Raw genomic sequence first — 26,798 nt, 5'->3', positions numbered from 1 at the left:
GGCTCCCAATAATGCCAGCTACATGCCCTTGACGATGTTCTCGGTCATCTTCTTGGCGTCGCCGAGCAGCATCATCGTGTTGTCGCGGTAGAACAGCGGATTGTCGATGCCGGCATAGCCCGAGGCGAGCGAGCGCTTGATGAACATCACGGTGCCGGCCTTCCAGACCTGCAGCACGGGCATGCCGTAGATCGGCGAGGACTTGTCCTCCTCAGCGGCCGGGTTGGTGACGTCGTTGGCGCCGATCACGAAGGCGACGTCGGCCTGGGCGAACTCGGAGTTGATGTCCTCGAGCTCGAACACCTCGTCATAGGGGACGTTGGCCTCGGCGAGCAACACGTTCATGTGGCCGGGCATGCGGCCCGCGACCGGATGAATGGCGTACTTCACCTCGACGCCTTCCTTCTTCAGCGTGTCGGCCATCTCGCGCAGCGCGTGCTGGGCCTGGGCCACGGCCATGCCGTAGCCGGGCACGATGATCACCTTCGAGGCGTTCTTCATGATGAAGGCCGCGTCGTCAGCCGAGCCGAGCTTGGCCGGCTTCTGCTCACCGGTACCACCGCCGGCCGCTGCGGTCTCGCCGCCGAAGCCGCCGAGGATGACCGAGATGAAGGACCGGTTCATCGCATGGCACATGATGTAGGACAGGATCGCACCGGACGAGCCGACCAGCGCGCCGGTGATGATCAGCGCCGAATTGCCGAGCGTGAAGCCGATACCCGCCGCGGCCCAGCCCGAATAGGAGTTCAGCATCGAGATCACGACCGGCATGTCGGCGCCGCCGATCGGGATGATCATGAGCACGCCGAGCGCCAGCGCCAGCAGCGTCACCATCAGGAAGTCGAACCCGCCGCCCGTCATCACCAGGCGGACCACGAAGAAGACGAGCGCAACGGCGAGCGCAATGTTGATGATGTGGCGCGCCGGCAGGATGATCGGCGCGCCACTCATCCGTGCCGAGAGCTTCAGGAAGGCGATGACCGAGCCGGTGAAGGTCAGCGCGCCGATGGCGACGCCGAGCGACATTTCGACCAGGCTCTGCGGATGGATGTTGCCGGGCGTACCGATGTCGAAGGCTTCGGGCGCAAAGAACGCGCCGGCGGCGACCAGCACCGCGGCCATGCCGACCAGCGAGTGGAACGCCGCCACGAGCTCGGGCATCGACGTCATCGGCACCCGGCGCGCGATCACCGCACCGATGCCGCCGCCGATCGCAACGCCGAGGATCACGAGGATCCAGGCGATCGCATCTGCCGGGGGATGCCCGGCCAGCGTGGTGGCGACCGCAATCGCCATGCCGGCCATGCCGAAGAAATTGCCTTGCCGGCTGGAGGCCGGACTCGACAGCCCGCGAAGAGACAGGATGAACAGCACACCTGCCACGAGATAAAGGAGTGCCGACAGATTGGCGTTCATTGCAGATGCCCCGTTGTGCCTGTCATCCCGCGTCGTGCGGCGTTGTTACTTGGACTTCTTCTTGTACATCGCCAGCATGCGCTGGGTGACGAGGAAGCCGCCGAAGATGTTCACACAGGCGAAGATCAGCGCGATGAAGCCGAAGGCCCGCGCCAGACCGCTGCCGCTCGACAGCATGGGAACGCCAACCGCGAGCAGCGCGCCGACCACGATCACCGAGGAGATCGCGTTGGTCACCGACATCAGCGGCGTGTGCAGGGCCGGCGTCACCGACCACACCACGAAGTAGCCGACGAACACCGCCAGCACGAAGATCGACAGCCGGAAAACGAAGGGGTCGACGGCTTGGACGACATGTTCCATGGCTCTGCTCCTTAGGCCTTCGGCTGGAAGTTCGGGTGGACGATGGCGCCATCCTTTGTCAAAGCCGTGGCCTTGACCAGCTCGTCGTCCCAGTTGACCGCGAGCGCCTTCTCCTTCTTGTCGACCATGGTCTCGATGAAGGAGAACAGGTTGCGGGCGTAGAGGCTGGAGGCGGAAGCTGCGACCCGGCCGGCGAGATTGGGGTAGCCGATGATCTTGACGCCGTCGATCTCGACGGTCTCGCCGAGCTTGACGCCCTCGACATTGCCGCCACGCTCGACCGCGAGGTCGACCAGCACCGAGCCCGGGCGCATCGACTTCACCATCTCCATGGTGACGAGGCGCGGCGCCGGACGGCCGGGAATCAGCGCCGTGGTGATGATGACGTCCTGCTTCTTGATGTGTTCCGCCGTCAGCGCCGCCTGCTTGGCCTGGTACTCCTTGGACATCTCCTTGGCGTAGCCGCCGGCCGTCTGGGCGTTCTTGAACTCCTCGTCCTCGACCGCGAGGAACTTGGCGCCGAGGCTCTCCACCTGCTCCTTGGTGGCCGGCCGCACGTCGGTCGCAGAGACCATGGCGCCGAGCCGGCGCGCGGTCGCGATCGCCTGCAGGCCGGCGACGCCGACGCCCATCACGAACACCTTGGTCGCCGGCACGGTGCCGGCCGCGGTCATCATCATCGGGAAGGCGCGGCCGAAGGCCTCGGCGCCCTCGATCACGGCGCGGTAGCCGGCAAGGTTGGCCTGGCTCGACAGCACGTCCATCACCTGGGCGCGGGTGATGCGCGGCATCAGCTCCATCGCGAAGGAGGCAATGCCGGCATCGGCCATGGCCTTGAGCGCCGCGTCATTGCCGTAAGGATCCATGATCGCGAACACCAAGGCGCCGCGCCGGTAGTTGGCGAGTTCGGAGGCTTCCGGCCGCTTCACCTTGATGATGATGTCGGCATCCTTGAGCGCGTCCGCGCTCACGGTTGCGCCCGCCGCCGTGAATTCCGAGTCCGGCAGGCCGGATTTGATGCCGGCGCCGGGCTCGACCGCGATCTCGGCACCCAACGCCTTGAACTTCTTCACCGTGTCGGGAGAGGCGGCAACCCGCGGCTCCAACGGGTCGATTTCCTTGGCGACGGCAATCTTCATGAGGCCTCCGGCGCGAATGCGCGCGCGAGCTTTAAGAGGGCGGGACGTCCATGGGCTACAGCATGACGCCAAGTTAGCACTTGGCTTCGGCAGTCAGCTGAAGGCCCGCCGGCGGGGATGCCGGCGGGCCGAGAGCGACATTAAGCGAGGAAAATAGCCATCAAGATGACGATGAGAGCGACGCTGATCGTGCCGTACTTCACCAGCTTGATGAAGCCCTCGTAGGTGGCCTCATGCGCCACATAGTCGTTGCCGTCAGCCGTCGAGTAGGCGATCTCGCCATGGTTTGCCATCGGGGTCCCCCAGAGAAATATGCTTTGTTAAGGTCGCATACCCCAAAGCCGATGCAAGGGCAACGGCTGGCATGCAAGGCAGTTTTATCGCGTTTTCCGATCGCCCTATTGGCGAGGCCAATTGTCACGGATCCAGCGCGTCAGGCTGGCCTCGCTGACCTCGCCGGCAGCGAGGGCGAGGATCATGGCGGTGGCCTGAGCCGGCTCGGGCGCGAACGCGATTTCGTTTCTCCGCAGAAACGTCATCATCGCCATGAAGGCGATCCGCCTATTGCCGTCTACGAAAGCGTGGTTCTTGGCCAGTCCGAATGCATAGGCTGCGGCAAGCTCGGGAAGCGTCGCCTGCTCATAGCTCCATTTGTTAATGGGCCGCTCCAGGGCCGAGCGGAGCATGCCCTCGTCGCGCGGCCCGGGCGCGCCGCCGAAGCGGCGCAACTGTCGGGCGTGGATCGCGACGGCCTGCTCGTAGGTGATCCAAAGCGGCCCCTGCTGCTCGCTCATTTGGCGAGCGCGGCCAGGGTGTCGCGATACTCATCCATGATCTCGTCCGCGATCTCCATCGTCCGCTCGAAATCCGGATCATAGGGCAGCGCCTGGAAGCCGCCGCCGGGCAATTCGACGATGTGCAGTTGCTGACCGCGTTTGAGATCGAGCCGCTGCATCAGTTCGCGCGGCAACAGCAGGCCGTCGGAATTGCCGATCTTCTTGATTTCGATCTTCATAGCAGGCCGCTCCGAAAAAGAGGCGCGTTATACAAATGTATAACGCACCTCTTCAATCCGTTCAACAAATGTTTTACGCCCCTACCCCATCGCCTCCAGCTCGTCGATCATGCCGGCGATGACTGAGAGACCGCCGTCCCAGAATTTGGGGTCCTTGGCGTCCAGGCCGAACGGCTTGAGCAGTTCGGAATAATGCTTGGTGCCGCCGGCCGCGAGCATCGCCAGATAGCGCTCGGCAAACCCCTCGGCGGCGTGCTCGTAGACCGCATAGAGCGAGTTCACGAGGCAGTCGCCGAACGCATAGGCGTAGACGTAGAACGGCGAATGGATGAAGTGCGGGATGTACATCCAGAAGTTTTCGTAGCCCGGCTTGATCTCGATCGCCTCGCCGAGACTCTCGGTCTGCACCGAGAGCCAGAGCTGCCCGAGCCGCTCGGCGGTCAGCTCGCCGTTCTTGCGCTCGGTATGCACCGCGCGCTCGAACGAATAGAACGCGATCTGCCGCACCACGGTGTTGATCATGTCCTCGACCTTGCCGGCGAGCAGCGCCTGACGCTGCCTGGCGTCCTTGGTCTCGGATAGCAGCCGCTTGAACGTCAGCATCTCGCCGAACACGCTCGCGGTCTCCGCCAAGGTCAGCGGCGTCGGCGCCATCAGCGCGCCTTGCCTCGCCGCCAGCACCTGGTGCACGCCGTGGCCGAGCTCATGCGCGAGCGTCATGACGTCACGCGGCTTGCCCTGATAGTTCATCAGCACATAGGGATGCGCCGACGGCGTGGTCGGATGCGAGAACGCTCCCGGCGCCTTGCCGGGCCGCACCGGCGCATCGATCCAGCTCTGGTCGAAGAAGCGCTGCGCGATGTCGGCCATCTCCGGCGAGAAGCCGCGATAGGCCGTCAGCACCATGCTCTTGGCCTCCGGCCACGCAATGGTGGCATTGGCGGCGAAGGGCAGCGGCGCATTGCGGTCCCAATGCGCCAGCTTCTTCTTTTTGAACCAGCGCGCCTTGAGCTGGTAGTAGCGATGCGACAGCTTCGGATAGGCCGCGCGCACCGAGGCCACCAGTGCATCGACCACCTCGCGCTCGACGCGATTGTTCAAGTGGCGGGAGTCGGCGACATCCTGGAAACCGCGCCAGCGGTCCGAGATGTCCTTGTCCTTGGCGAGCGTGTTGGTGATCAGCGCGAAGGTGCGCTCATTGGCCTTGAAGGTTTTTGCCAGCGCCTCGGCGGCCGCCTTGCGCTTGGCGCCGTCGCGGTCCTGCAGGAAATTCAGCGTCGGCTCGATCGCGAGCTCCTTACCTCCGACCTGAAACCGCAGGCCAGCGATGGTCTGGTCGAACAACCTGTTCCAAGCCGAATAGCCGGTCTGCGATTTTTCGTGGAACAGCTGCTCGACGCGGTCCTCGAGCTGATACGGCTTGTCCTTGCGCAGGTCCTCGATCCACGGCCGGTAATGGCCGAGCGCGGGCGTCTCCATCGCGCGCTCGATAACGCCGTCGTCGATGCGGTTGAGCTCGAGCGGAAAGAACAGCAGATGCGTCGACGCCGCCGTCAGCCGCTCCGAGATGTCGCCGTAGAATTTGGAGATCGCCGGATCGACGCTGTCGCCGGCATGCGCAAGACCGGCGAACGAACCGAGCCTCCCGGCGAGATCGTCGATCGCCTCGTAGCGCCGCACGGCTTCTGCGAGCCATTCGCCGCCATCCTCGCGCGCGACATGCTCGGCGAGCTTGCCCTTGTAGTCGGTCTCAAACGCGACGCATTCGGAATCCATCTTCGCGAGATCGTGAGCGATCTCAGGGGCGTCGATGCCCATATAAAGGTCGCCGAGATTCCATTCGGGCAGCACGCCGATGCCGGCCTTTGCCGCGACGGCCTTCTTTGCCGGTTTGGCCGATGATTTGGCCGTCGCACCGCGCGCAGCCTTGACCTCTACCGGCTTCGGCTTTGACGCGGGCTTCTTGGCCGGCTTGGCCTTGTTGGATTTGGTCTTGGCGGATTTGGTCTGGGGGGCGGATCTGGTCGGCTTGCGAAGGGCAGAAGAAGCGCGCGAGGTCATCGGATGGGTAACCTGTTGTTCGAACGTGTATCCCGATCAGCGAGGTTTAAGGTTGCGTTAATCGGCGTCGGCGAGAGTGCCCCGATTCGAGACAGATAGTCGTAGCGTGCAAGGAAAGCCATGGCTGCCAGCATTTTGATTGCCGATGATGATCCGGTCCAGCGCCGGCTGGTGGAGAACATGGTGCAGAAATGCGGCTACGAGGCGGTCGTCGTCGAGACCGGCGATGCCGTCATCGAGAAGCTGACGAATCCTGACGCCGGCCCCATCGACGCCATCGTGCTCGATCTCGTGATGCCCGGCCTCGACGGCATGGGTGTCCTCTCCAAGATGCGCGAGATGGGGATCTCGATACCCGTGATCGTGCAGACCGCGCATGGCGGCATCGACAACGTCGTCTCCGCAATGCGCGCCGGCGCGCAGGACTTCGTCGTCAAGCCGGTCGGCATCGAGCGGCTCCAGGTCTCGTTGCGTAATGCGCTCAATACCTCGGCCTTGAAGGGCGAGTTGCAGCGCATCCGGCACAGCCGCGAAGGGCGCCTGACCTTCGCCGACATCATCACCCGCGCGGAGGCGATGGCGCCGATCCTGCGCATCGCCGAGAAGGCCGCGGCCTCGTCGATCCCGGTGCTGATCGAAGGCGAATCAGGCGTCGGCAAGGAGCTGTTCGCCCGCGCCATCCACGGCACCAGCGAGCGCAAGACGAAACCGTTCGTTGCCGTCAATTGCGGCGCGATCCCGGACAATCTGGTGGAATCGATCCTGTTCGGTCACGAGAAGGGCGCATTCACCGGCGCGACCGAGCGTCACATGGGCAAGTTCGTCGAAGCCCATGGCGGCACGCTGTTCCTCGATGAGGTCTCGGAGCTGCCGCTTACCGCCCAGGTCAAGCTGCTGCGCGCCCTGCAGGAGGGCGCCGTGGAAGCCGTCGGCGGCCGCAAGCCGGTCAAGGTCGACGTCCGCATCATCTCGGCGACCAATCGCAGGCTGCTTGACCGCGTCAAGGAGGGCCACTTCCGCGAGGATCTGTTCTACCGGCTGCATGTGCTACCGCTCACCGTTCCGCCGCTGCGCACCCGCCGCGAGGACATCCCGCATCTGTTGCGGCATTTCCTCGCGCGGTTTGCGGCTGAGGAGAACCGCGCCATTTCGGGCATCGCCGGCGAGGCCGTCGCCTATCTGACCAAGCTCGACTGGCCCGGCAATATCCGCCAGTTGGAAAACGCGGTCTACCGCGCCGTCGTCATGGGCGAGAGTGACCAGCTCGGCGTGGCCGATTTTCCGCTGATTCCCACCCACGCACCGCCGGTGGAGCCTGCGCCGGCCCTCACCGTGGAGCGGCCTGTTCCGGCGCTGCCTGCGATGGTGCCGGGAAGTGAAGTCCCCATTGCCCCTCTGCCCTCGCACGGGTTCCTGCCGCTGCTCACCGCAAGCGGCGAGGTGCGGCCGCTCGAGGAGATGGAGCATGAGATCATCCGCTTCGCCATCGCCCATTACCGCGGCCAGATGTCGGAGGTGGCGCGCCGCCTCAAAATCGGACGCTCGACGCTCTACCGCAAGCTCGACGAAGCCAATGACGAGACCCCCACGACGGAAAGCCCGCCGCTCGGCTGAGCCGCTCGGATCCGCACCATGGTTGCGCTTGGCTGTCGTCCGAAAAAGGCCGCAAGTCTTGGCAACACTGGAACATCTGAACCGTTGCCTTGCGGTGACAGACAAAGGAAATAACGCGTGGCACAAACGCACGATCGGTTTGGCCGGGGTTTCCCAAGAGTCAGTTTGTCGTGAGTTGTCCCGTGTGGCGCTGGCCGCAGAAATGGGGCTTGAGTATCGTTTGGGCGTGAATCATTGCGTGCAGATGTGAACCATCCTCACAGGCGGTACCCGCGCCGAAGCTGGCGGATCGACCTTGTTACCCCTGTTCCAGCCGGGACAGATCATCCGAGGGATTGATGATGCGAGATTGTGTGACCACCCGTGGCGGATATGACCGCGTGCTCATGGCTGTCGCGGCGACCTTCCTCGCGGTGTCCTCGACCTCTGCTTTCGCCCAGAGCGGTCCGCCCCGCAACAGCGCGGCCGAGCTCGCCATCGATGCGGCGATCCCGTTCCCCGAGCCGGCCAACGTGCCGCCGCCGACCGCCAGTGACTTCAAACTCGACACCACCGCCACCGTGTCGCCCGACCAGGCCAAGTCGCCCGAGACGACGACCAAGCCGCTCGACTCTGCCGCGGCGCCTGCGGCCGATCCCGCCAAAACCGTCGCCACGCCGCCGGCAGCGGCCCCTGCGACCGCGACGGTCCCAGACCCGGTCAAGGCCGCCAGCACCGTTCCCGCCGCCGACCAGCCCGTTGCCGACCGTCTGCGCGACCTGATGGCGAGCAAGGCGACAAGGTATTTCGACCGCAAGGCCGAACGCGCCGCCGTCGAGAAATTCTACACTGGCCGCGACTACGCGCCGATCTGGACCCAGGGCGGCAATCTGACAGCCGCCGCGAAGGGCGTCATCGCCCGTCTCAGGGATGCAGCAGCCGATGGCCTCAATCCCGGCGACTATCCGGTGCCGGATTTCGCAGCCGCAGCCTCCGCACCGGACGCGCTGGCGGAGGCGGATCTCAGACTCACCGAGAGCATGATGGACTACGCGCGCCAGGCGCAGAGCGGCCGCATGCACTGGTCGCAGGTCTCAGCGGATATCCAATATCCCGAGCATCCGGTCGATCCGAACGAGGTGCTGGCCAACGTCACCGGCGCAAAGGATGCCTCCGCGGCGCTGGAGAGCTACAACCCGCCGCACAAGCTCTACAAGCTGCTGAAGGCCAAGCTCGCCGAGCTGCGCGGCGTCAGCGACGGCGCGCCTGTTATCATCGACGACGGCCAGCCGCTGAAATACGCCCCTGCCCGCGGCAAGAATGCGCCGGAGGCCGAGGCGCAGATGTCCGACCCGCGCGTGCCCAAGCTGCGCGCCAAGCTCGGCATCACCGAGAACGCCGACGACATCCGCTATGACGCCAAGGTCGCCGCCGCCGTCCGCAAGTTCCAGGAAAGCGTCGACCTCAAGCCGACCGGGGTGCTCGACGACCGCACCGTGAAGGCGCTCAACACGCCCAAGCGCGACAAGCAGATCGATACGGTCCTCGTCAACATGGAGCGCTGGCGCTGGCTGCCGCGCGACCTCGGAGCGCCCGCGATCGGCGACGCTTATGTGATCCTCAACATCCCCGACTACACGCTGAAGGTGATGCAGCACGGCGCGCAGGTGTGGACCACCCGCGTGGTGACCGGCAAGCCGGGGCAGCATGCGACGCCGTTGCTCAGCGAGACGATGAAGTTCATCACGGTCAATCCGACCTGGAACGTGCCGCCGTCGATCATCTACAACGAGTATCTGCCGGCGTTGCAGCAGGATCCGACCGTGCTCGACCGCATGGGCCTGCGGCTGGAGCGCGCGCGCGACGGCTCGATCCACATCTCGCAGCCGCCGGGCGAGGCCAACGCGCTCGGCCGCATCCGCTTCAACTTCCCGAACAAGTTCCTGGTCTATCAGCACGACACGCCGGACAAGAACCTGTTCGCCCGTGACGAGCGCGCCTTCAGCCATGGCTGCATGCGCGTGCAGTATCCGGATCAGTACGCGTCGGTCCTGCTCAACATCACCATGCCGAACGAGCGCTACACGCCCGAGCGCATCCGCAGCATGTACGGCCGCAGCGAGATCGACCTGAAATTCCCGACGCCGATCCCGGTCAACATCACCTACCAGACCGCCTTCGTCGACGATGCCGGCAAGCTGCAATTCCGCAAGGACATCTATGGCCGCGACGCGACCATGATCTCGATCCTGAAGAACAACCGCGGCAAGGATCTCGAGAACGTCGTCGCCCACGCCCAACCGAGCTACGCGCGTCCGAAGGGGCCGCTGCCGAACTCGGTCAACATCAGCGACAACAGCTTCTCCTCCGGCCCGAACTTCTTCGAGCGCCTGTTCGGCGGCGGTGGCCTGCCGACGCCGCCGGCGCCGGTCGGCCGCCCTGCCCGGCGGGTCTTCACCCGCTGATCAGGCCGCCGATCACGGTCAAAATTTCCATCTTGAGATCAAAGGCCTCGCCGATCGGCGGGGCCTTTGCTTTAGGTTAACCACAATGATCAACCAAGATTCGATGGCTCTTTTTCGCCACACTCAAGAGTATATGTTAAGGGTAATTGGGGGGCGGGTCGGTCAGTATCCCTTAACCATCCCGCCTTAGGTAAGCGTTTCCTCTCTCTTCCGCCGGACGGGCCGCAAGAGGGTCATCGAGTAAACGCTCGTCGACGGGGTGGCTGCATCTTGCTGTCTGTTTTCGCGCGCCAATCTGTTTCGCTCACGAGGGCGGGTTGGAAGGCTGGATGCCAATGCGGGCTGGCGGCGCTGCTGCTACTCATCGGCGCCGGCTCGGTGCATGACGCGGCGGCGCTGAATGAAACCCACACCCTCTCCTTCCACCACACCCATTCCGGCGAGGACCTGACGGTCACCTTCAAGCGCGAGGGCCGCTATGACGAAGACGCGCTGAAGAAGCTCAATCACTTCCTCCGCGACTGGCGTACCCAGGACGAGACGGTCATGGACCGCCGCCTGTTCGACATCCTCTGGGAGGTCTATCGCGACGTCGACGCCAAGCAGCCGATCCAGATCATCTCGTCGTACCGGTCGCCCGCCACCAACTCGATGCTGCGCCGTCGCTCGGCGCATTCCGGGGTGGCGCGGCACAGCCAGCACATGCTGGGCCACGCGATGGATTTCTACATTCCGAACGTGCCGCTGGAGCAGATCCGCTTCGCTGGCCTGCGCCTGCAGCGCGGCGGCGTCGGCTTCTACCCGACTTCCGGCTCGCCCTTCGTGCACCTCGACACCGGCAACATCCGGCACTGGCCGCGGATGACGGCTGACCAGCTCGCCCGCGTGTTCCCGGACGGCAAGACCGTTCACGTGCCGAGCAACGGCGTTCCGCTCAAGGGCTATGAGCTGGCCAAGGCCGAGATCGAGAAACGCGGCAATGGCGATGACGCGTCGTCCAGCCGCCCCAACCTGTTTGCAAGGCTGTTCCGCGGTCGTCCGAGCGAGGATGACGAGGAGTCTGGCGAGAGCGAGAGCAAGGCCGACGCCAAGCCGGTCCAGACCGCGGCACTCGCCGCGAAGCCGGCTGACAAGAGCTCCGACAAGGACGGCCGGACCGTCGAGCGATCGGTGGACAGCAAAGCCGCCACCACGCGCGGCAAGATCGCCAATGCCCTGCAATTGGCCTCCGCGGATGCGCAATCTGCCGCTCAGCCCGCGGCGACCAAGCCCGAGACGAAGTCCGAAACGACAAGCGCCGTCGGCAGCAAATCCAGGGACGGCGCGCCGCAGAGCGTCGCCGACATCATCAATTCGCGCGGCTTCTGGGGTGACAATCCCGGCACGCCGAAGCAGGCCACCCCCGAGCAGGTTGCCGCGATCACGGCACGCCGTGCGCTGTCATCGATCGATCAGCAGCAGACCGCAAGCCTGATGCAGGCCATGGCCTTCGCACCCCCGGCCTCCTCTCCGCTCGATCGCGCCAATGTCGCCTCCACGGCCCCCATCCCGGTGCGAAACTCCCGCCCGGCGACCCGCAGCGTCGCGCCGGTGCCTGAGGCCGCCCCCGCGGCCGCGAAGAACGGCCAAGGTCAGGACGGCGCCATCACGATGGCGACGCGAATCTCGGCGGCCAAGGCCCCCGATTCGACCTGGATGCGGGCCATCATGCTGACGCCGAGCGCATCGTCATCGATGTCCGTGACGAAAATGGGCGACGTGGACCTCACCGTGATGCGCAGCTATTTCGTCAAACCGCAGGTCGCGCTGGCGATGAGCTTCACCGCCGAGCCGACGCCGGGACTGAGCTACGATCAGTTCACAGGGCCGGCGATCATCAAGCTCGAAACCAAATCCTTCGCCATGCGCGCGGCAGCCTTGCGCTGACGCCGCGACAGCCGGTTCGTCGTTCTCCTCGGCATTGACGAGCTGGAGTGCAGCGTCGATGGCCGCATGCCGCCGGCGCGCCGAGGCGAACCGGGAGAAAGCGAATGCCCCGTCAGGGGCAGCCGAGGTCTGCTCCAGGTGAGCGAGGCCGGCTGCTCAGATCATTCCGAGCGCCTGCATATAGGTCTCGAGGATGCTTTCCTCTTCCTGGCGCTCGTTCGGGTCCTGCTTGCGCAGCCGGATGATCGTGCGCAGCGCCTTAACGTCGAAGCCATTGCCCTTGCTCTCGGCGTAGACGTCCTTGATGTCTTCGGAGATCGCCTTCTTCTCCTCCTCGAGACGCTCGATCCGCTCGATAATCGACTTGAGCTGGTCTACGGCAAAGCGGGTCGCGGGCGAGTCGTCGTCCTTCGCGGCGGCGGAGGTGGCCATCTGATACTCCTGAGTGGAACTCGTGTGTCCAAGGAAGGCGCCAAAGGGCGCTACATGTTCGCCGCGACCCTCAAATCTGGCGTGCCCCGCGTCAAGGCGACATCGCCCTCATCCACAGAGCGGCCCACATCTTGTTGGCCTGCGCAGCGTGAAGCCCACGCAAGCCGGCCGCGCCACTTGTGTTTCGTCACCATCCTGCGCAGGACCCGATTCGCCTTCGAAGCCCCTGCCAAGTCTGGGCTCGCGCGCGAACGGCAGTAAAGCGCGTCTCCTGCGCGCTCGTTTCGGAATCAGTGGCCCGGATGCGCCTTCTTGAAGGCTTCGCGCTGCTCGGCGCTGGCCTCGCGCTGGTACTTCGCCTTCCATTCCTCGTAAGGCATGCCATAGACCGCCTCGCGGCTCTCGTCCTTGGTCATCGGCGCCCCCTGGGCGTCGGCGGCGTCCTTCAGCCAGTTGGAGAGGCAGTTGCGGCAGAACCCCGCCAGATTCATCAGATCGATGTTCTGAACGTCGGTTCTGGTCCGCAGATGCTCGACGAGCCGGCGAAAGGCGGCGGCTTCGAGTTCGGTCCGGGTGGTGCTGTCCATCGTCATCTCTTTGTTCCCTGTTCCGCGCCATGACGGATGTCTGCTATATAATGAGGCTTCGTCGCAGATTTGGCCATATCGCAGCGCGGTCAGGAGGAGCGAGGCGCTGGATCGCAGCGGCTTCGCACGAGATCGTCATGGCGTTGACAGCCGCAGCCAAGCCCAGCGACATCGTTCAACGGTTGATATAGCGTCGCGCAATGATCCCCAAAATCTCCTCTCTCCTGCATCGCAATCCCTTCCGCCCTGGCTACGGACTGCTTTCGCTGCTTGGGCTGGCCGCGCTCTGTCTGTCGTCCACTCCGGCGGCCGCCGATTTCCGGCTCTGCAACAACACCTCCAGCCGGGTCGGGATCGCCCTCGGCTACAAGGACGCCGAAGGCTGGACCACGGAGGGCTGGTGGAACGTGTCGTCACGCAGCTGCGAGACCCTTCTCAAGGGCACGCTGGTGGCACGCTATTATTACATCTACGCGCTCGACTATGACCGCGGCGGTGAATGGTCGGGACAGGCCTTCATGTGCTCGCGCGACAAGGAATTCACCATCAAGGGCACCGACAATTGCCTGGCGCGTGGCTTCGACCGCACCGGCTTCTTCGAGGTCGACACCGGCGACCAGCGCGCCTGGACGGTGCAGCTCACGGAGGCCAATGAGCAGCCGGCGCAGCAGCGCGTGCCCGGAATTCCCGGTACGTTGGGACCCGGAGGCAACGTTCCAGGTCTGCCCAATGGGCCGCAAGGTGCGCCGCCGGCAGCCGCACCGGCCCTGCCGCCAGGGCAAGCACCCAAGCCATGAGGCGGCTGCGACGCATCAAGATCCTCGCGACGCTCGGCCCCGCCTCCTCGGACAGCGCGATGATTCGCAAGCTGTTCGAGGCCGGGGCCGACATATTCAGGATCAACATGAGCCACACCCCGCACGACAAGCTGCGGGAGCTGGTGACGACGATCCGCAGCGTCGAAGCGAGCTACGGCCGCCCGATCGGCATTCTGGTCGATCTTCAGGGTCCGAAGCTCAGGCTCGGCACCTTCGCCGACGGCCCGGTTCAGCTCAACAACGGCCAGAGCTTCGTGCTCGATTCCGACAAGACACCGGGCGATGCGACGCGGGTCCATCTGCCGCATCCGGAAATCCTGGCCGCCCTGCAGCCGGGACATGCGCTGCTGCTGGATGACGGCAAGGTGCGGCTGATCGCCGAGGAGACCTCGCCAACCCGCGCCGTCACCCGGGTCGTGATCGGCGGCAAGATGTCCGACCGCAAGGGCGTGAGCCTACCGGACACCGACCTGCCGGTCTCGGCGATGACGCCGAAGGACCGGGCCGACCTCGATGCAGCCTTGAACATCGGCATCGACTGGATCGCGCTGTCCTTCGTGCAGCGCGCCGACGACGTGCTGGAAGCCAAGAAGATCATCCGCGGCCGCGCCGCCGTGATGTCGAAGATCGAGAAGCCGCAGGCGATCGACCGGCTCAACGACATCGTCGACGTCTCCGATGCTTTGATGGTGGCGCGCGGCGACCTTGGTGTCGAGCTGCCGCTGGAACGCGTGCCCGGCCTGCAGAAGCAGATGACGCGGCTGGCGCGCCGCGCCGGCAAGCCGGTGGTGGTCGCGACACAGATGCTGGAATCGATGATCCAGTCGCCGGTGCCGACGCGCGCCGAGGTCTCCGACGTCGCCACTGCGGTCTATGAAGGCGCCGACGCGATCATGCTGTCGGCCGAGTCGGCCGCCGGCAAATACCCGGTCGAGGCGGTCTCGACCATGAACCGCATTGGCGAGGAGGTCGAGCGCGACGTGGTCTATCGCTCGGTGATCGCGGCGCAGCGTCCCGAGCCGGAATCGACCGCGGGCGATGCGATCGCCGAGGCCGCACGGCGGATCGCCGAGAATCTCGATCTTCCTACGATCATCTGCTGGACCTCGTCCGGCTCCACCGCGATCCGCGTCGCGCGCGAGCGGCCAAAGCCGCCGGTGGTCGCGATCACCCCGAACCTGGCAACCGGACGCCGCCTGTCGGTCGTGTGGGGCGTGCACTGCGTGGTGGCCGAGGACGCGCGCGACCAGGACGACATGGTCGAGCGCGCCGGCTCGATTGCCTTCCGCGACGGCTTCGTCCGCGCCGGACAGCGCGTCATCATCGTCGCCGGCGTGCCGCTCGGCACACCCGGCACCACGAACATGGTGCGCATCGCCTATGTCGGGCCGTCGAGCGACGCCCATATCTGAGACGACCTATTGGGTCCTATCGATCGCGCCCAGTCCGGCCGTGGACGGGGGCTTGGCCCGCGCGATCACCGGACAGGCCTCGATGGCAATGCCGGCGGCGCCGGGGATGCGCTCGCAGCCACGCGACGCATCGATCTGGAGATCATAGTCCGCAAGCACCTCGAGCCGCGGCGGGTTGTCGGCCGGGCTCTTGGAGAAATACAGCGCCCACACGCCTCCCGGCAGCGGATTGGCCAGGCCGTTGCGAACCCGGCGGTCCAGCACGCCGCCGGACACGATCGGCACCACGAGCTCGGACAACTGATAGACGCGCGAGCCCTGTGGCAGGAACGACGTGACGTAGCCGAGCGGCTTCTGCAGCAGCAGGAACGTCGCGGGACGTTGCAGGTCCGCCGCGAGCTGCGGCCGGTAGGGATCGGACCATGGCCGCCGCATCCAGTCGGTCGGCTGCGACGCCAGCGCGATGCCGAGCGCGGCCATCACCGTGACGGCCTGCGTCATCCGCCGCGATGGTGACGCGACCGGCCCAGCGTCTGCACGCCAAGCATCGACCAGGCGGATGAGCAGCAGCACGATCAGCGGCGCCGACAACAGCTCGAGCGGCATCAGATAGCGCTGGATCGAGAAGGCCAGCATCCACAGGACGTAGCTGAGCCAGAAGAAGATCAGGAGGCGCCGGTCGCGCAGCGGCAGCACCTCGCGCCGCTGCCACAGGCCGGTGACGATCAGCGCGATGAGCAGCACGATCACGACGGCGAAACGCGGATCGCGGAACGGCCATTCCGACGAGGGATGCTTGCCGATCACCCAGTAGAACGGATAGGCGAGCGCATCGAGCAGTCCCTGCGGCATGAAGCGCGTATCGACGATCGAGGCCTGCGGCGCTTCGGGCGAGCGGAAGATCGTGTTGTAGAATGGAAACAGCGGGCTGCCGTAGTCGCGCGCCATCTTCAATGCCCACGGCCCCGCGGTCACGATCACGCCGGCCGAACTGCCCGCGCCGAATGCGACGATCGCGCGCCACGGCCGCGCCACCAGCAGCAGCGACACGCCGGCTCCGGCCAGAAACGTCGCATTGGTGAGCTTCAGTCCCGTGGCCGCGCCGATCAGCAGGCCAGCGGCGACGAAACGTCGGCCGCGCTCATCGTCCTCCCCGAAGATCAGCGCGATGCCGGCGAGGATCGGAATGGTCGTGAGAATGTCGGCGAAGCTGGTGCCGACCTCGGACAGCGCCATCGGACTGAGGGCAGCGATGATGAGCGCGGCGCTGAGCGTGAACGCGTCAGCCGCGCGCCGGAGCAGCACGCGCGCAACCCAATAGACCAGCGCGAGATTGAGGCCGTGCAGCGCGCCCAGCGCGACGCCCCACCACGGCGCATCGAGCCCGTGGCGGACCGCGTAAGGCAGCAGGTAGATCAGCGGATTGAGGAAGCTCTGAAAGCCGCCAGGCGCGACGTCGATGTCGAAGCGGCCATGCAGCAGCGCGAAGCCGGCATAGTCGTGATAGTTCTGCCAGTCCCAGTTGATGTCCTCGCCGGCGAGATATGCATAGACAGCGCCGGCGGCGGCCGATCCGGCGATGACGAGGCGCGTCGCCAGAGGGTTGCGTGCAATCGACATCGTCTGAGGAGGCACCTGGAGTGGGGCAAGGCGGTGCTCTCGCGGCACGCCAGCCTCACCATCGCCGCGACGGGTGAATCCTTGCTTAAGCGCGGCCTTGCGTCCGAAGGGTAAGGCATGGTGGCGCTGACTACGCGCCGACCAGGCTCCTGACCGGCAGCACGGCCTGCACGACGAGACCGCGCGCACGCGCATCCATGACGCCGACCGCGCGCAGCGCCAGCAGGGTGACCGCCTGAACCGTGTCGCGGAGCTTGGCAGGGTCGTCGGGATTCTCGGTCGCCAGCGGCCCCACCAGCGCCTCGTGCAGCGCGCCGAGCAGCGCGGTCGCGGCCAACTGGGTGTCCTGCGCCGGAAGATGGCCAGCACGGACGGCCGCGTCGATCCGCGAGGCGATCTCGCCGACGATCTCGCGGCGGCTCGCGATCCGCGACGCCGTCACGTCGACGTCGACGGGCTCGGCCAGGATGCCCCAGGCGAGCTTGCGCTGCGACAGGATGTGCACTGCGACCGTGGACACCGCGGCAGCCAGCGCCGAGGATGGACCGGGAGCGGCATCGGCGGCGCGCCGGGCGGCGGCAAGCTCATCGCGCGAGACTTCCGCGATCAGCTCCGAGATCAGATCCGCCTTGGAGGGAAAGTAGCGATAGACGGTGCCGGCTGCGACATTGGCCCGGATCGCCACCGGGGCGATCTGGACGGCAGACATGCCGCCTTCCGCGGCGGTTTCGCGGGCGGCAGCCAGAATCGCGCTGCGGCGGGCCGCCAGCCGCTTCACGACCTGATGGGTTCGCCGATAGACCATGGCGTTTCTCGTCCCGGACGCGCTCGTCCAGGGCACCCGGCGAACGCTGGTTCAGTGTTTTTGGAGGATCGACCTCACAAATGGCTAGGAAGAACTGAACACTTGTTCACGAAGGAAGACAAGGGAAATCATGACCCTGCCCGGCCCCAACCAGTGTGTCAGGCGCTCGCGAGCGCCGCCGCGGCGGGCGCCGGCTGCCGACGCCACCACGAGCCGGCGCGCGCCAGCACCAGGCCGGCCAGGATCAGATTGGCCGCAAGCCCGAGCGGAATCCCGGACAGCATGAACGTGATCTGAAGCGCCGCGATGCCGCCGAGCGCGGGCAGCTCGTAGCGGCGAAAGCCCTCGGCGAGGCCGATCCGCACCAGCCATGCCACCGCGATGGCCTGAACCATCATGTCGTACATGAACAAATAGGGCGTCGTCAGCAGCAGCCCGACGGCCAGCGCCGCCGCCTTCAGCGCGTAGCGCACCGGGCTGCGCCACAGCGTCACCAGCACGACCGCAACGGCTGCGGTCAGCACCCATTGGAAGGTCCAGCCAAGCGCTTCCGAGCCGCCGAAATAGCGCACGAGCGAAAACAGGCTCTGCAGCTTCCACCAGGTCGCCTTGCCCTCGGTCAGGAACGCCTGCGAGAACATCGGCAGCCAATGCAAGAAGGCCTGCCAGCTCTCCAGCCCGAAGGCGAGCCATGACAGCAGCGCCAGAACGATGGCGGTGACGCTCGCAGAGACGAAGGCTGTCCAGCGCTGGGTGGCGATCAGCACGATCGGGAAGAGCAGGCCATATTGCGGCTTGTAGGTCAGGAGCCCGAGACAGATCCCCGCCAGCACCGGCCGCACCGGCAGCAGATAGAGCGTGCCGCCGACGAGCGCGGCAGTGAGGCATCCGTTCTGCCCGACCAGCGCGTTCGAGAACAGGGCCGGAAAGCCGGCTGCGAGCAGCAGGCCGAAGCCGCGGCCGACGATCGCGCGCATCGCGAGCGCATAGGGAACGAAGCTGGCATAGACCCAGCCGACGAAGGCGAGCGTGTAGGGAAACTGCGCCAGGAACGCTGCGACGAACAGGAACGGCGGCGGATAGTGCCAGGCAAAGTAGCCCGGGAAATCCTGCCGCAGCAGGTCGAGCTCGACCTGGCGCTGCACGTCCCAGTCCCAGGCCAGCGCCGGATGTCCCTGCAGCGCCAGCTTGCCGGCCGCCCAGACATTAACGAAATCGGTGGGAATGCCGAGACCCGCCTGGTCCCAGATCCAGGTGCCCGACCACAGCCCGGCCGGGAAGAACGAGGCGTTGATGCAGGCGAGCGCGAAGCAGGCCGCGAACAGGCCGAGCGGAACGTCACGACGCTGCGATGGGATCGCGGCGGCATCAGGATTGTCAGCCATCTGGACCTCGCCCCGCGCCTGCATGGGCGCCTCCCGATCGAGACATAGGCGGGGACGCTTGAAGAAGGCTTAAGCGTGGGCGACGGCGCGCGACCGCCGGCGCCGCACCGATTGTTTACGCGCGATCTGTATCGCAGGGGTTCGAATGCAACCAGCGGCGGCAGGCCGGGGGGATCCCATGTTCGTTTATCGCGCTCTCATCGCGCTACTCGTTTGCGCCATTTGGCCGGCCGCAAGCCGCGCCCAGGACAAGAGTCCGGTCCGCGTCTCCTCCGACGTCAGCTATGAATATCTGGCCCGCTGGGACGTCGCCCGGCTGAACACCATCCTCGCTGTCGATACGCCGAAATTCGCCGGCGTCTCGGTGACCTACACCCCGGCGCGCAATGCCGTCCGGCTCTATCGCGTAACCTATGCCTCAGTCGTGCCCGAGCGCGGCAACAAGCCGATCACGGCGAGCGGCCTGCTCGCGGTGCCCGAGACCGGCGAGACCAGCCTGCCGATGGTGTCCTATCAGCACGGCACGGTGTACGGAAAGCAGGAGGTGCCGTCGTTTCCGGAGCAGTCGCCCGAGACGCAGCTGATGATCGCGCAGTTCGCAGGACAAGGCTATCTGCTGATCGGCGCCGACTATTTCGGAATGGGCATCTCGACCGAGCCGGAAGGCTACATGGTGAAGGCCAGCCATCAGCAGGCCACCTACGACATGCTGCGGGCGAGCCGCGCCGTGCTCGACCAGATGAAGCTGACGAGCGCCAGGCTCGACATCGCCGGCTGGTCGCAGGGCGGCTTCGTGACCATGGCCTATCTCGAGAAGCTCGAAAGCGCCGGCGTGCCGGTCGCGGCAGCGGCGACCGCGAGCGCGCCGGTCGACGTGTTCGTCGCGCTGAACGGCTTTCTGAACTTCCCGCGCAGCAACGATGCCTCCTGGACGAACTCGCTGTTCATTCTGTCGGCCTTCGCGTTCGAGAACTATTACAGCGTACCCGGACTGGCGCGCTCGGTGATCAGCGACAGCTACTACGACGTCGCCCGCAAGGCCTATGAGCGCGAGCCCTTCAACGTCGCCGACGTCCCGACCGATCTGCACAAGCTGCTCAAGCCCGACTATTTCGATGCGCAGTATTTCGCTGCGTCGGCCTACGGCCGCCTGATCGCGCAGACGCAAGCCTATCGCTGGATCATCAAGACGCCGGTGCGCAACTATTACGGCGAGACCGACGAGGCGATCTCGACCGGTCTCGGCCGGCTGGCGATGACCTACCAGCAGGCGATCGGGGCCGGCAACAGCAAGGTCGAGGCGGTGTCGACGGGACCGACCAGCCATCGCGGCACGTTCGCGACCGCCGTCCCGCAGTGGAAGGCCTGGTTCGACAAGCCGTGATGCGCGCGGCGCCGCTGGATGCGGTCCGCGGCGCGGCACCCCGTCAACGAAAGACGTGACAAACAGAACGCGCGCCCACCGCGCGCGAATCGGACTGCCGCCGGCACGACTCCAAACAAACGAAAAGCCCGGCTGTAAGCCGGGCCTGTCGTCTCTCTCGATCTTCCGGATCAGATAGGCTGACCCGTCGGAAGTTCGTTGCATATCAACCCTGGCTCACGCCTGGGGCTGCGGCTCCAGGCCTGGATCGGGCCGCGGCCGCGGCTTGCCGGCCGGCGGCACGGCCGACGCGCGCGGCGTCGACGGCTCGATCGCCGATTCGCGGTTCGGCTTCTTGCCCTTCAGGAGGTCGTTGATCTCCTCGCCGGTCAGCGTCTCGTATTCGAGCAGCGCCTGGGCGATCGCTTCCCAGTCGTCGCGCTTCTCGGTGATGATGCGGCGCGCCTCCTGCTCGCCGGCCTCGATCAGGCCGCGAATTTCGGAGTCGATCAGGCGGGCGGTATCGTCGGAGATGTTGGTCGAGCGCGCCACCGAATGACCCAGGAAGACCTCCTGCTCATTGCTCTGGTAGCGCACGCGGCCGAGCTTGTCCGACATGCCCCATTCCATGACCATCGCGCGGGCGAGGTTGGTGGCCTGCTGGATGTCGCCGGTGGCGCCATTGGTCACCTTCTCCGCACCGAACTTCTGCACCTCGGCCTCGCGGCCGCCGAACATCATCGCGAGCTTCGAGACGCACCACTCACGCGTATGCGAGTGACGGTCGGCCTCGGGCAGCGACTGCACCATGCCGAGCGCGCGGCCGCGCGGAATGATGGTGGCCTTGTGGATCGGGTCGTGGCTCGGGACGTTGAGGCCGACGATCGCATGTCCCGCCTCGTGATAGGCGGTCAGCATCTTCTCTTCCTCGGTCATCACCATCGAGCGGCGCTCGGCGCCCATCAGCACCTTGTCCTTGGCCTCCTCGAACTCGGACTGCGTTACCATCCGCTTGTTGCGACGAGCGGCGGTCAGAGCAGCCTCGTTGACGAGGTTCATCAGGTCGGCGCCGGAGAAGCCGGGCGTGCCGCGGGCGATGGTCTTGAGGTTGACGTCCGGCGCCAGCGGCACCTTGCGGACATGAACCTTGAGAATCTGCTCGCGGCCGATGATGTCCGGGTTCGAGACCACGACCTGGCGGTCGAAGCGGCCGGGACGCATCAGGGCAGGATCGAGCACGTCGGGCCGGTTGGTGGCCGCGATCAGGATCACGCCCTCGTTGGCCTCGAAGCCGTCCATCTCGACCAGCAACTGATTGAGGGTCTGCTCGCGCTCGTCATTGCCGCCGCCGAGACCGGCGCCGCGATGGCGGCCGACGGCGTCGATTTCGTCGATGAAGATGATGCAGGGCGCGTTCTTCTTGGCCTGCTCGAACATGTCGCGGACGCGGCTGGCGCCGACGCCGACGAACATCTCGACGAAGTCAGAACCCGAAATGGTGAAGAACGGCACGTTGGCTTCGCCGGCCACCGCACGTGCGATCAGCGTCTTGCCGGTGCCGGGGGGGCCGACCAGCAGCACGCCGCGCGGAATGCGGCCGCCGAGCCGCTGGAATTTGCCGGGATCGCGCAGGAATTCGACGATCTCCTGCAGGTCCTGCTTGGCCTCGTCGACGCCGGCGACGTCCTCGAACGTCACCCGGCCGTGCGCCTCGGTCAGCATCTTGGCGCGCGACTTGCCGAAGCCCATCGCCTTGCCGGCGCCGCCCTGCATCTGCCGGGAGAGGAAGATCCAGACGCCGATCAGCGCGATGAAGGGCAGCCACGACACCAGCAGCGACACGAACCACGGCACGTTGTCGCCGGGCGGCTTGGCCTGGATGTTGACCTTGGCGTCGTACAGGCGCTTCACGAGGTTCGGATCGCTCGGCGCGTAGGTCTGGAACGACGAGCCGTTCTTGAAGGTGCCGTGAATCTCCGGCCCCTGGATCACAACGTCGCGCACATTGCCCTGATCGACCTCGGTCAACAACTGCGAGAAGTTGATGTCGGTCGAGGACGCGCGTTGCCCCGGGTTCTGGAAGAGTGTGAACAGCGCCAACAGCAACAGGACAATAATGACCCAAAGGGCGAAATTGCGCAGATTGGCGTTCATCGATTTTCCTTCGTGGTCGCGCGGATCGCGGCCGTTCGTCCTCGGACTCATCCCTGGGTAGCCACGAGGGAATCCCCCGGTCGACCGTCTCGTAATCTAGGTACCACTCGCGGCAATGCCAAGGGAACTAGAAAGGACTATTTATCGCATCCTAGCCCGATTCCCGCTCAAAAAAAGGCGCGGGAAACCGCTGCCAGGGCCGGTGGTTAAGGGTCCGCGAAAGCGACGAGCCGCTTCAAGTCGCGCCCGACCGCCGCGGCGGCGCGGGCGTGATGCGGATCGCGCCTCGCGTCATGCTTACCAGTGCACCAGCCAGGGTCTGTTTTAGCCTGCCCGGAGCAGACGTACCGCCATCTGCGTTCCCCGCAAGAGTCCGGTCCAGCCGCGCCAGCAGCGCCTCGGCCTTGCCGAGTTCCACGGGACCTTCAGTGCCAATGCGATTGATGGCGCGCATCAGCAGCCTCAGTTTGATTTCTGCCGGGAGTGCGACAAAGGCGCGCGCCTCGAAGGTCTCGCCGTGATCCGCCTGTCCGGGCCCGGTGCCGGCCGCTCGCAATGCGAGATAGCGTTCGGCGCCATCCGCCATCAATTCGATCGCGGCATTGGCCCGTCCGAGCCGGTCGGCCAGCGCCGCCAGCGTCCGGGCATCGCCGCCCTCGGCGGCCAGAGCCGGCATCAGGGCGCGCAGCCGCGGCCGGGTGAAGGCGGGATCTTGATTGGTCGGATCATCTGCGAAGGGGATCCCGGCCGAGCGCAGCGTCGCCACCAGCCTGGCCTTGGTAACGTCGAGCAGAGGCCGCGCCAGCAACAGCCCTTCACGCTCGCTGAGCGGTGCCATCGCCGCGAGCCCCGCAATACCGCTGCCACGCAAGAGCCGCATCAGCACGGTCTCGGCCTGGTCGTCACGGGTGTGGGCGGTGACGACGTGTCCGGCGCCCGCCTGCCGCGCCGCGCGCGCCAGCAGGCGGTATCTTGCCAGGCGCGCCGCTTCGGGAATCCCGGTGTCCGGCTTCTCATCGTTCCAGCGCAAGGTCCGATGTGGAATTGCGAGCCGCCGCGCGGTCTCCTTCACCATGCGGGCTTCACGGGCGGAGTCGCGCCGCAGAGCATGGTCGACCGTCACAGCCACAAGGCGCGGCCCCTGCGCAAGCCCCGCGCGCCACCGCGCCGCGAGCCACATCAGAGCCATCGAATCCGGACCGCCCGATACGGCGAGCACCAGCACGGGCGCCGCCGAAAGCGGCGCGAACAGGCGCTCCGCTTCGGCGGCGGAGATCGCAAGATCATCTTCGGAACCGGCCTTCGACATGGCGCCGCAGCCTACCCGCCCCGTCGGTCGTAGGCGAGAGGCCTACCCTCGCCCGGGGGCGTTCAGCACTTCACCCGCTTCTGCTCGCGATCGACCGTCGCCTTCACGCCCGCCGACGCGCGCGGATATTTGCGCGTCACTTCGCCGAACGCGGCGCAGGCCGCCTCCTTCTCCTTCAGCGCGGCCAGCGACTGGCCGAGCCGGAGCAGCGCATCCGCCGCCTTGCCCGACTTCTCGTATTTCGTCGTCACGGCGAGGAAGACCTCGGCGGCATCGCGATATTGCTGACGCTGGTAGAAGCTCTCGCCGAGCCAATATTGCGCGTCGCCGACCATCGGATCGTTCGGATATTTCTGGGTGAAGTTGCGCATCGTCTGCTCGGCCAGCGCGTAGTCGCGGCGCTGCATGTAGCCGATGCCGAGGTCGTATTCGTCGCGCGGCGTCTGCCGCGGCGGCGCGGTCTCCAGTCCGCCAGCGCCGGGAGCGGCGGCCGGCGGCGCACCCTGGGGATAGCGACCGCCCGTGGCATTCGCGAGATTCGAGGGATCGCCGACGGGCCGACCAGCAGGCTGGCCGCCACCCGGCTGGATCGGCAACTGGCCGCCGCCGAGCGCTTGCGGGGCGCCGGGAGCCGTCGGATTCTGGCTCGGATCGAACGCATCGCCGCGGCGGCCCCGGCCAGGGGCCGCGGGCTCCTGGACGATTTGCACCGGCGCGCCGGCCTGCGGCTGCGCATAGCCCGGCTGCTGCTGGGGAGAGGCCTGTTGCGGCTGGCCGTACTGCTGCTGGCCATATTGCTGCTGCCCGTAGGCCGGCTGTGGAGGCTGGCCGTAGGCGGGATTGGCCTGCGCCGGCGCGGCCGCGCTCGGCTGCGCCGCGGGGGCGCCGCCGGGCGCTGCGCTCTGCAGTTGCCGCAGCCGCTCCTCGAGCTGGCGATTGCGATATTGCAGCTCCTCGTTCTGACCGGTCAGTTGCCGGAGCTGATTTTCGAGCCGCTGAATCCGGATCTCGGGATCATCGTCGGTCTGGGCGAGCGCCCGCGACGAAAATGCCTGGCACGAGAAAACGACGAGCGCTGCGAGGATCGCGGCGGCGCTCCGTGGAAGAAACATGAATGACATGCTGCCCTGACGACCGGATCGGCGAGACATTGAAAACAGGCCTGTGAGCGAGGCTGTAAAGCAGAAATGCGATAGAGACAATTGACGTTCAAGCGAAGACAAGACCAAGCCCGGACAAGACCCGCCGATCACATACAATGAAGCCGGCGTCGATGGGCGACGCCGGCTTCATCAGCAACGGATTCGTTCAGCTTTATGAACTGGCGTTCAGGACCGTCACCGCACGACGGTTCTGCGACCAGCACGAGATATCGTTACAAACCGCCACCGGCCGCTCCTTGCCGTAGGAGATCGTGCGCATGCGGCCCTGGTCGATGCCGCGCGACACCAGGAAGTTGCGGACCGACTGCGCGCGCCTCGCGCCCAGTGCGATGTTGTACTCGCGGGTGCCGCGCTCGTCGGCATGGCCCTCGATCGTGAAGGAGTAGCGCGGATAGCTCTGCAGCCACTGCGCCTGCTTCTCCAAAGTCGCGATCGCCTGCGGCGTGAGATCGGTCTGATCGCTCTCAAAGAAGACGCGATCGCCGACATTCACGACGAAGTCCTGCTGGCTGCCTGGAGTCGCAGCGCTGGCCATCGCCCCGTCGGCCCCGGTGAGATTCTTGTTGGCGCAGGCGCCCATCGACAGCGCCACGGCCAGCACGGCGGCCAACTTCAATCCCTGGAGGATACGCATCTGATATTTCATTCCCGGAGCCTCCACGCTCACGTTCTTAGACTGCCATCCGGTCTACAGGGCGATGGTTAAGCGAACGTTCCGTCAACCTTGATGGGGTCTTGCCGAACCCCGTCAAATGCTAACGAAACCCGAAAAGCGACCGCGATGGTTAATGGGTTGTAAATGTGGCGCCAGGGTGAAGGCAAGCGGCGCGACGCCTGCAGCAGGGCGCTTTTTCGCTGAATTTTGCATCAGTGCCACGGTGTGAACCGGCCAGACGGCCGAACTGGCCCCGATATCGGCCGATGATCAGCCGGCCTTCGCGACCGCCTGAATCCTGAACGAATCAGTGAAGGCGTCCGGCGCGGGACGATCGAACAGCATCCGCCGTTCGAACGCGCTCGAGCGCATGAACGGAAAGCGCTGGAACACGCGATCGCGGATCGAAGGGTAATGCGCCGCCACCAGGCCGACCGGCTTGGTGAGGCCGGAGTAGAGCCGCGGCTCACCCCATGGTTCCTGCAGGAACACCTTCTTGTAGAAGGCGCGATGCTCGGGGCGGACGTTGGCGAGACCGATGTCCGCATTGAAGTGGGCGCAGGCGACGTAGCCGAGCCGGACCGTCACATAGGGAAGCGCCGGAAACAGCCGCGCCTTCTCATGGTCGGCGACGAACCGTGTCGGGTCGATGATGACCTTCCCGCGATCAAGCTCGGGATGCAGCAAGTCGGCGAACATGTCCGAGGACAACGATCGGCGCCATTGCGAGTTCACGACGCTGATGCGGATCGAGCTGTAGAGCTCGCCATTGACGTAGACGCCGAAGATGAAGCTGTTGGGAAGATCGTCATATTCGTCGGTGACGCGTTCGCTGGGCGACGGCAGGATGGCGCCTTCACGCAGATAGGCGCGGTAGCGCAGCCGATAGATCTCGTCCTTGTCCTCAACAGTCAGCGCCAGTCGATAGTCCACGTTCTCCAGCACATCCGACTTCTGTTCAGCAACGGCACTTACTCTAGCCGCCGACTTCATCCGCAACCCCTTCTCACACAACTCCTACGAGCAGTATGAGCTTAACAGCGGGTTAATGCCGACGCAAAGCTTTCGGCGGTACAAAGTTAACGGCTCGCAGAATCCCGGAGGCGCAACCGTGACT

At 65.7% G+C, this 26,798-nt stretch carries 23 protein-coding genes; 6 read left to right on the top strand and 17 right to left on the bottom strand.

All coding sequences use genetic code 11. The annotated features are described in order from the left end of the window. Window positions 1-18: 18 nt before the first annotated feature. From QX070_RS07865 to QX070_RS07835, 7 genes are all read right to left on the bottom strand, one after another. Window positions 19-1,416: an NAD(P)(+) transhydrogenase (Re/Si-specific) subunit beta gene (locus QX070_RS07865; protein WP_315736336.1), complete on the bottom strand. Its 1,398-nt coding sequence runs from the start codon at window positions 1,414-1,416 to the stop codon at window positions 19-21. A gap of 45 nt (window positions 1,417-1,461) precedes the next feature. After that, complete coding sequence (locus QX070_RS07860; RefSeq protein WP_284420324.1) at window positions 1,462-1,779, bottom strand: proton-translocating transhydrogenase family protein; 318 nt, start codon at window positions 1,777-1,779, stop codon at window positions 1,462-1,464. A gap of 11 nt (window positions 1,780-1,790) precedes the next feature. Continuing rightward, the gene (locus QX070_RS07855) at window positions 1,791-2,918 is read right to left on the bottom strand and encodes a Re/Si-specific NAD(P)(+) transhydrogenase subunit alpha (RefSeq protein ID WP_315736335.1); all 1,128 of its coding nucleotides are present in this window, start codon (window positions 2,916-2,918) and stop codon (window positions 1,791-1,793) included. Window positions 2,919-3,058: 140 nt separating this feature from the next. After that, the gene (locus QX070_RS07850; protein WP_315736334.1) at window positions 3,059-3,211 is read right to left on the bottom strand and encodes an aa3-type cytochrome c oxidase subunit IV; all 153 of its coding nucleotides are present in this window, start codon (window positions 3,209-3,211) and stop codon (window positions 3,059-3,061) included. A 105-nt stretch (window positions 3,212-3,316) separates the two neighbouring features. After that, a complete protein-coding gene (locus QX070_RS07845; protein ID WP_315736333.1) occupies window positions 3,317-3,712 on the bottom strand; it encodes a type II toxin-antitoxin system death-on-curing family toxin in 396 nt (131 codons plus the stop codon). Further along, window positions 3,709-3,933 (bottom strand): MazE family transcriptional regulator, encoded by a 225-nt coding sequence (locus tag QX070_RS07840; RefSeq protein ID WP_015664446.1) that lies wholly within the window; start codon window positions 3,931-3,933, stop codon window positions 3,709-3,711. Before QX070_RS07840 ends, QX070_RS07845 begins: the two co-directional genes overlap by 4 nt. 81 nt (window positions 3,934-4,014) lie before the next feature. Beyond that, the gene (locus tag QX070_RS07835) at window positions 4,015-5,994 is read right to left on the bottom strand and encodes a M3 family oligoendopeptidase (RefSeq protein ID WP_315736332.1); all 1,980 of its coding nucleotides are present in this window, start codon (window positions 5,992-5,994) and stop codon (window positions 4,015-4,017) included. A 120-nt stretch (window positions 5,995-6,114) separates the two neighbouring features. Here QX070_RS07835 and QX070_RS07830 point away from each other — a divergent pair, with 120 nt between their 5' ends. The 3 genes from QX070_RS07830 (at window position 6,115) to QX070_RS07820 (ending at window position 11,978) form a co-directional block, all read left to right on the top strand. Next, the gene (locus QX070_RS07830; protein WP_315736331.1) at window positions 6,115-7,608 is read left to right on the top strand and encodes a sigma-54 dependent transcriptional regulator; all 1,494 of its coding nucleotides are present in this window, start codon (window positions 6,115-6,117) and stop codon (window positions 7,606-7,608) included. A 386-nt stretch (window positions 7,609-7,994) separates the two neighbouring features. Continuing rightward, window positions 7,995-10,052: a murein L,D-transpeptidase gene (locus QX070_RS07825; RefSeq protein WP_315737040.1), complete on the top strand. Its 2,058-nt coding sequence runs from the start codon at window positions 7,995-7,997 to the stop codon at window positions 10,050-10,052. Window positions 10,053-10,322: 270 nt separating this feature from the next. Then, a complete protein-coding gene (locus tag QX070_RS07820) occupies window positions 10,323-11,978 on the top strand; it encodes a DUF882 domain-containing protein (protein WP_315736330.1) in 1,656 nt (551 codons plus the stop codon). Window positions 11,979-12,134: 156 nt separating this feature from the next. Here QX070_RS07820 and QX070_RS07815 read toward each other — a convergent pair whose 3' ends face one another. Beyond that, the gene (locus QX070_RS07815; RefSeq protein ID WP_008961835.1) at window positions 12,135-12,410 is read right to left on the bottom strand and encodes a DUF2312 domain-containing protein; all 276 of its coding nucleotides are present in this window, start codon (window positions 12,408-12,410) and stop codon (window positions 12,135-12,137) included. 290 nt (window positions 12,411-12,700) lie between these two features. Beyond that, on the bottom strand, window positions 12,701-12,997 hold the full coding sequence (locus QX070_RS07810; protein ID WP_315736329.1) for a DUF1244 domain-containing protein: 297 nt from the start codon (window positions 12,995-12,997) through the stop codon (window positions 12,701-12,703). 200 nt (window positions 12,998-13,197) lie between these two features. Here QX070_RS07810 and QX070_RS07805 point away from each other — a divergent pair, with 200 nt between their 5' ends. Both QX070_RS07805 and pyk read left to right on the top strand, forming a co-directional pair. After that, window positions 13,198-13,794 carry a DUF1036 domain-containing protein gene (locus QX070_RS07805; protein ID WP_315736328.1) on the top strand — a complete coding sequence of 199 codons (597 nt, stop codon included), beginning with the start codon at window positions 13,198-13,200 and terminating at the stop codon, window positions 13,792-13,794. Continuing rightward, window positions 13,791-15,227 carry a pyruvate kinase gene (gene pyk, locus QX070_RS07800; protein ID WP_315736327.1) on the top strand — a complete coding sequence of 479 codons (1,437 nt, stop codon included), beginning with the start codon at window positions 13,791-13,793 and terminating at the stop codon, window positions 15,225-15,227. Before QX070_RS07805 ends, pyk begins: the two co-directional genes overlap by 4 nt. Before the next feature lie 6 nt (window positions 15,228-15,233). On the opposite strand, the gene QX070_RS07795 is transcribed toward pyk, so the two are convergent. From QX070_RS07795 to QX070_RS07785, 3 genes are all read right to left on the bottom strand, one after another. Next, complete coding sequence (locus QX070_RS07795) at window positions 15,234-16,847, bottom strand: glycosyltransferase family 87 protein (protein ID WP_315736326.1); 1,614 nt, start codon at window positions 16,845-16,847, stop codon at window positions 15,234-15,236. A gap of 130 nt (window positions 16,848-16,977) precedes the next feature. Next, the gene (locus tag QX070_RS07790) at window positions 16,978-17,652 is read right to left on the bottom strand and encodes a helix-turn-helix domain-containing protein (RefSeq protein WP_315736325.1); all 675 of its coding nucleotides are present in this window, start codon (window positions 17,650-17,652) and stop codon (window positions 16,978-16,980) included. Window positions 17,653-17,810: 158 nt separating this feature from the next. Beyond that, a complete protein-coding gene (locus QX070_RS07785) occupies window positions 17,811-19,037 on the bottom strand; it encodes a glycosyltransferase family 87 protein (RefSeq protein ID WP_315736324.1) in 1,227 nt (408 codons plus the stop codon). Window positions 19,038-19,215: 178 nt separating this feature from the next. On the opposite strand from QX070_RS07785, the gene QX070_RS07780 reads away from it, so the two are divergent. Continuing rightward, a complete protein-coding gene (locus QX070_RS07780; RefSeq protein ID WP_315736323.1) occupies window positions 19,216-20,421 on the top strand; it encodes an acetylxylan esterase in 1,206 nt (401 codons plus the stop codon). A 216-nt stretch (window positions 20,422-20,637) separates the two neighbouring features. On the opposite strand, the gene ftsH is transcribed toward QX070_RS07780, so the two are convergent. The 5 genes from ftsH to QX070_RS07755 form a co-directional block, all read right to left on the bottom strand. Then, entirely contained in the window at window positions 20,638-22,554 is a 1,917-nt protein-coding gene (ftsH, locus tag QX070_RS07775; RefSeq protein ID WP_315736322.1) for an ATP-dependent zinc metalloprotease FtsH, read from the bottom strand. Window positions 22,555-22,789: 235 nt separating this feature from the next. Further along, window positions 22,790-23,863: a tRNA lysidine(34) synthetase TilS gene (gene tilS, locus QX070_RS07770; RefSeq protein WP_315736321.1), complete on the bottom strand. Its 1,074-nt coding sequence runs from the start codon at window positions 23,861-23,863 to the stop codon at window positions 22,790-22,792. 62 nt (window positions 23,864-23,925) lie between these two features. After that, window positions 23,926-24,975, bottom strand: a complete 1,050-nt coding sequence (gene ybgF, locus QX070_RS07765; RefSeq protein WP_315736320.1) for a tol-pal system protein YbgF — start codon at window positions 24,973-24,975, stop codon at window positions 23,926-23,928. A gap of 202 nt (window positions 24,976-25,177) precedes the next feature. Beyond that, window positions 25,178-25,672 (bottom strand): peptidoglycan-associated lipoprotein Pal, encoded by a 495-nt coding sequence (gene pal, locus QX070_RS07760; RefSeq protein ID WP_315736319.1) that lies wholly within the window; start codon window positions 25,670-25,672, stop codon window positions 25,178-25,180. Between the two features lie 279 nt (window positions 25,673-25,951). Further along, complete coding sequence (locus QX070_RS07755) at window positions 25,952-26,674, bottom strand: N-acyl amino acid synthase FeeM domain-containing protein (RefSeq protein WP_315736318.1); 723 nt, start codon at window positions 26,672-26,674, stop codon at window positions 25,952-25,954. Window positions 26,675-26,798 lie beyond the last annotated feature (124 nt).

The organism is Bradyrhizobium sp. SZCCHNR1093, assembly GCF_032381175.1.
In the GTDB taxonomy this organism is placed as follows: domain Bacteria; phylum Pseudomonadota; class Alphaproteobacteria; order Rhizobiales; family Xanthobacteraceae; genus Bradyrhizobium.
This window is presented reverse-complemented; position numbering and strand designations above follow the sequence as displayed.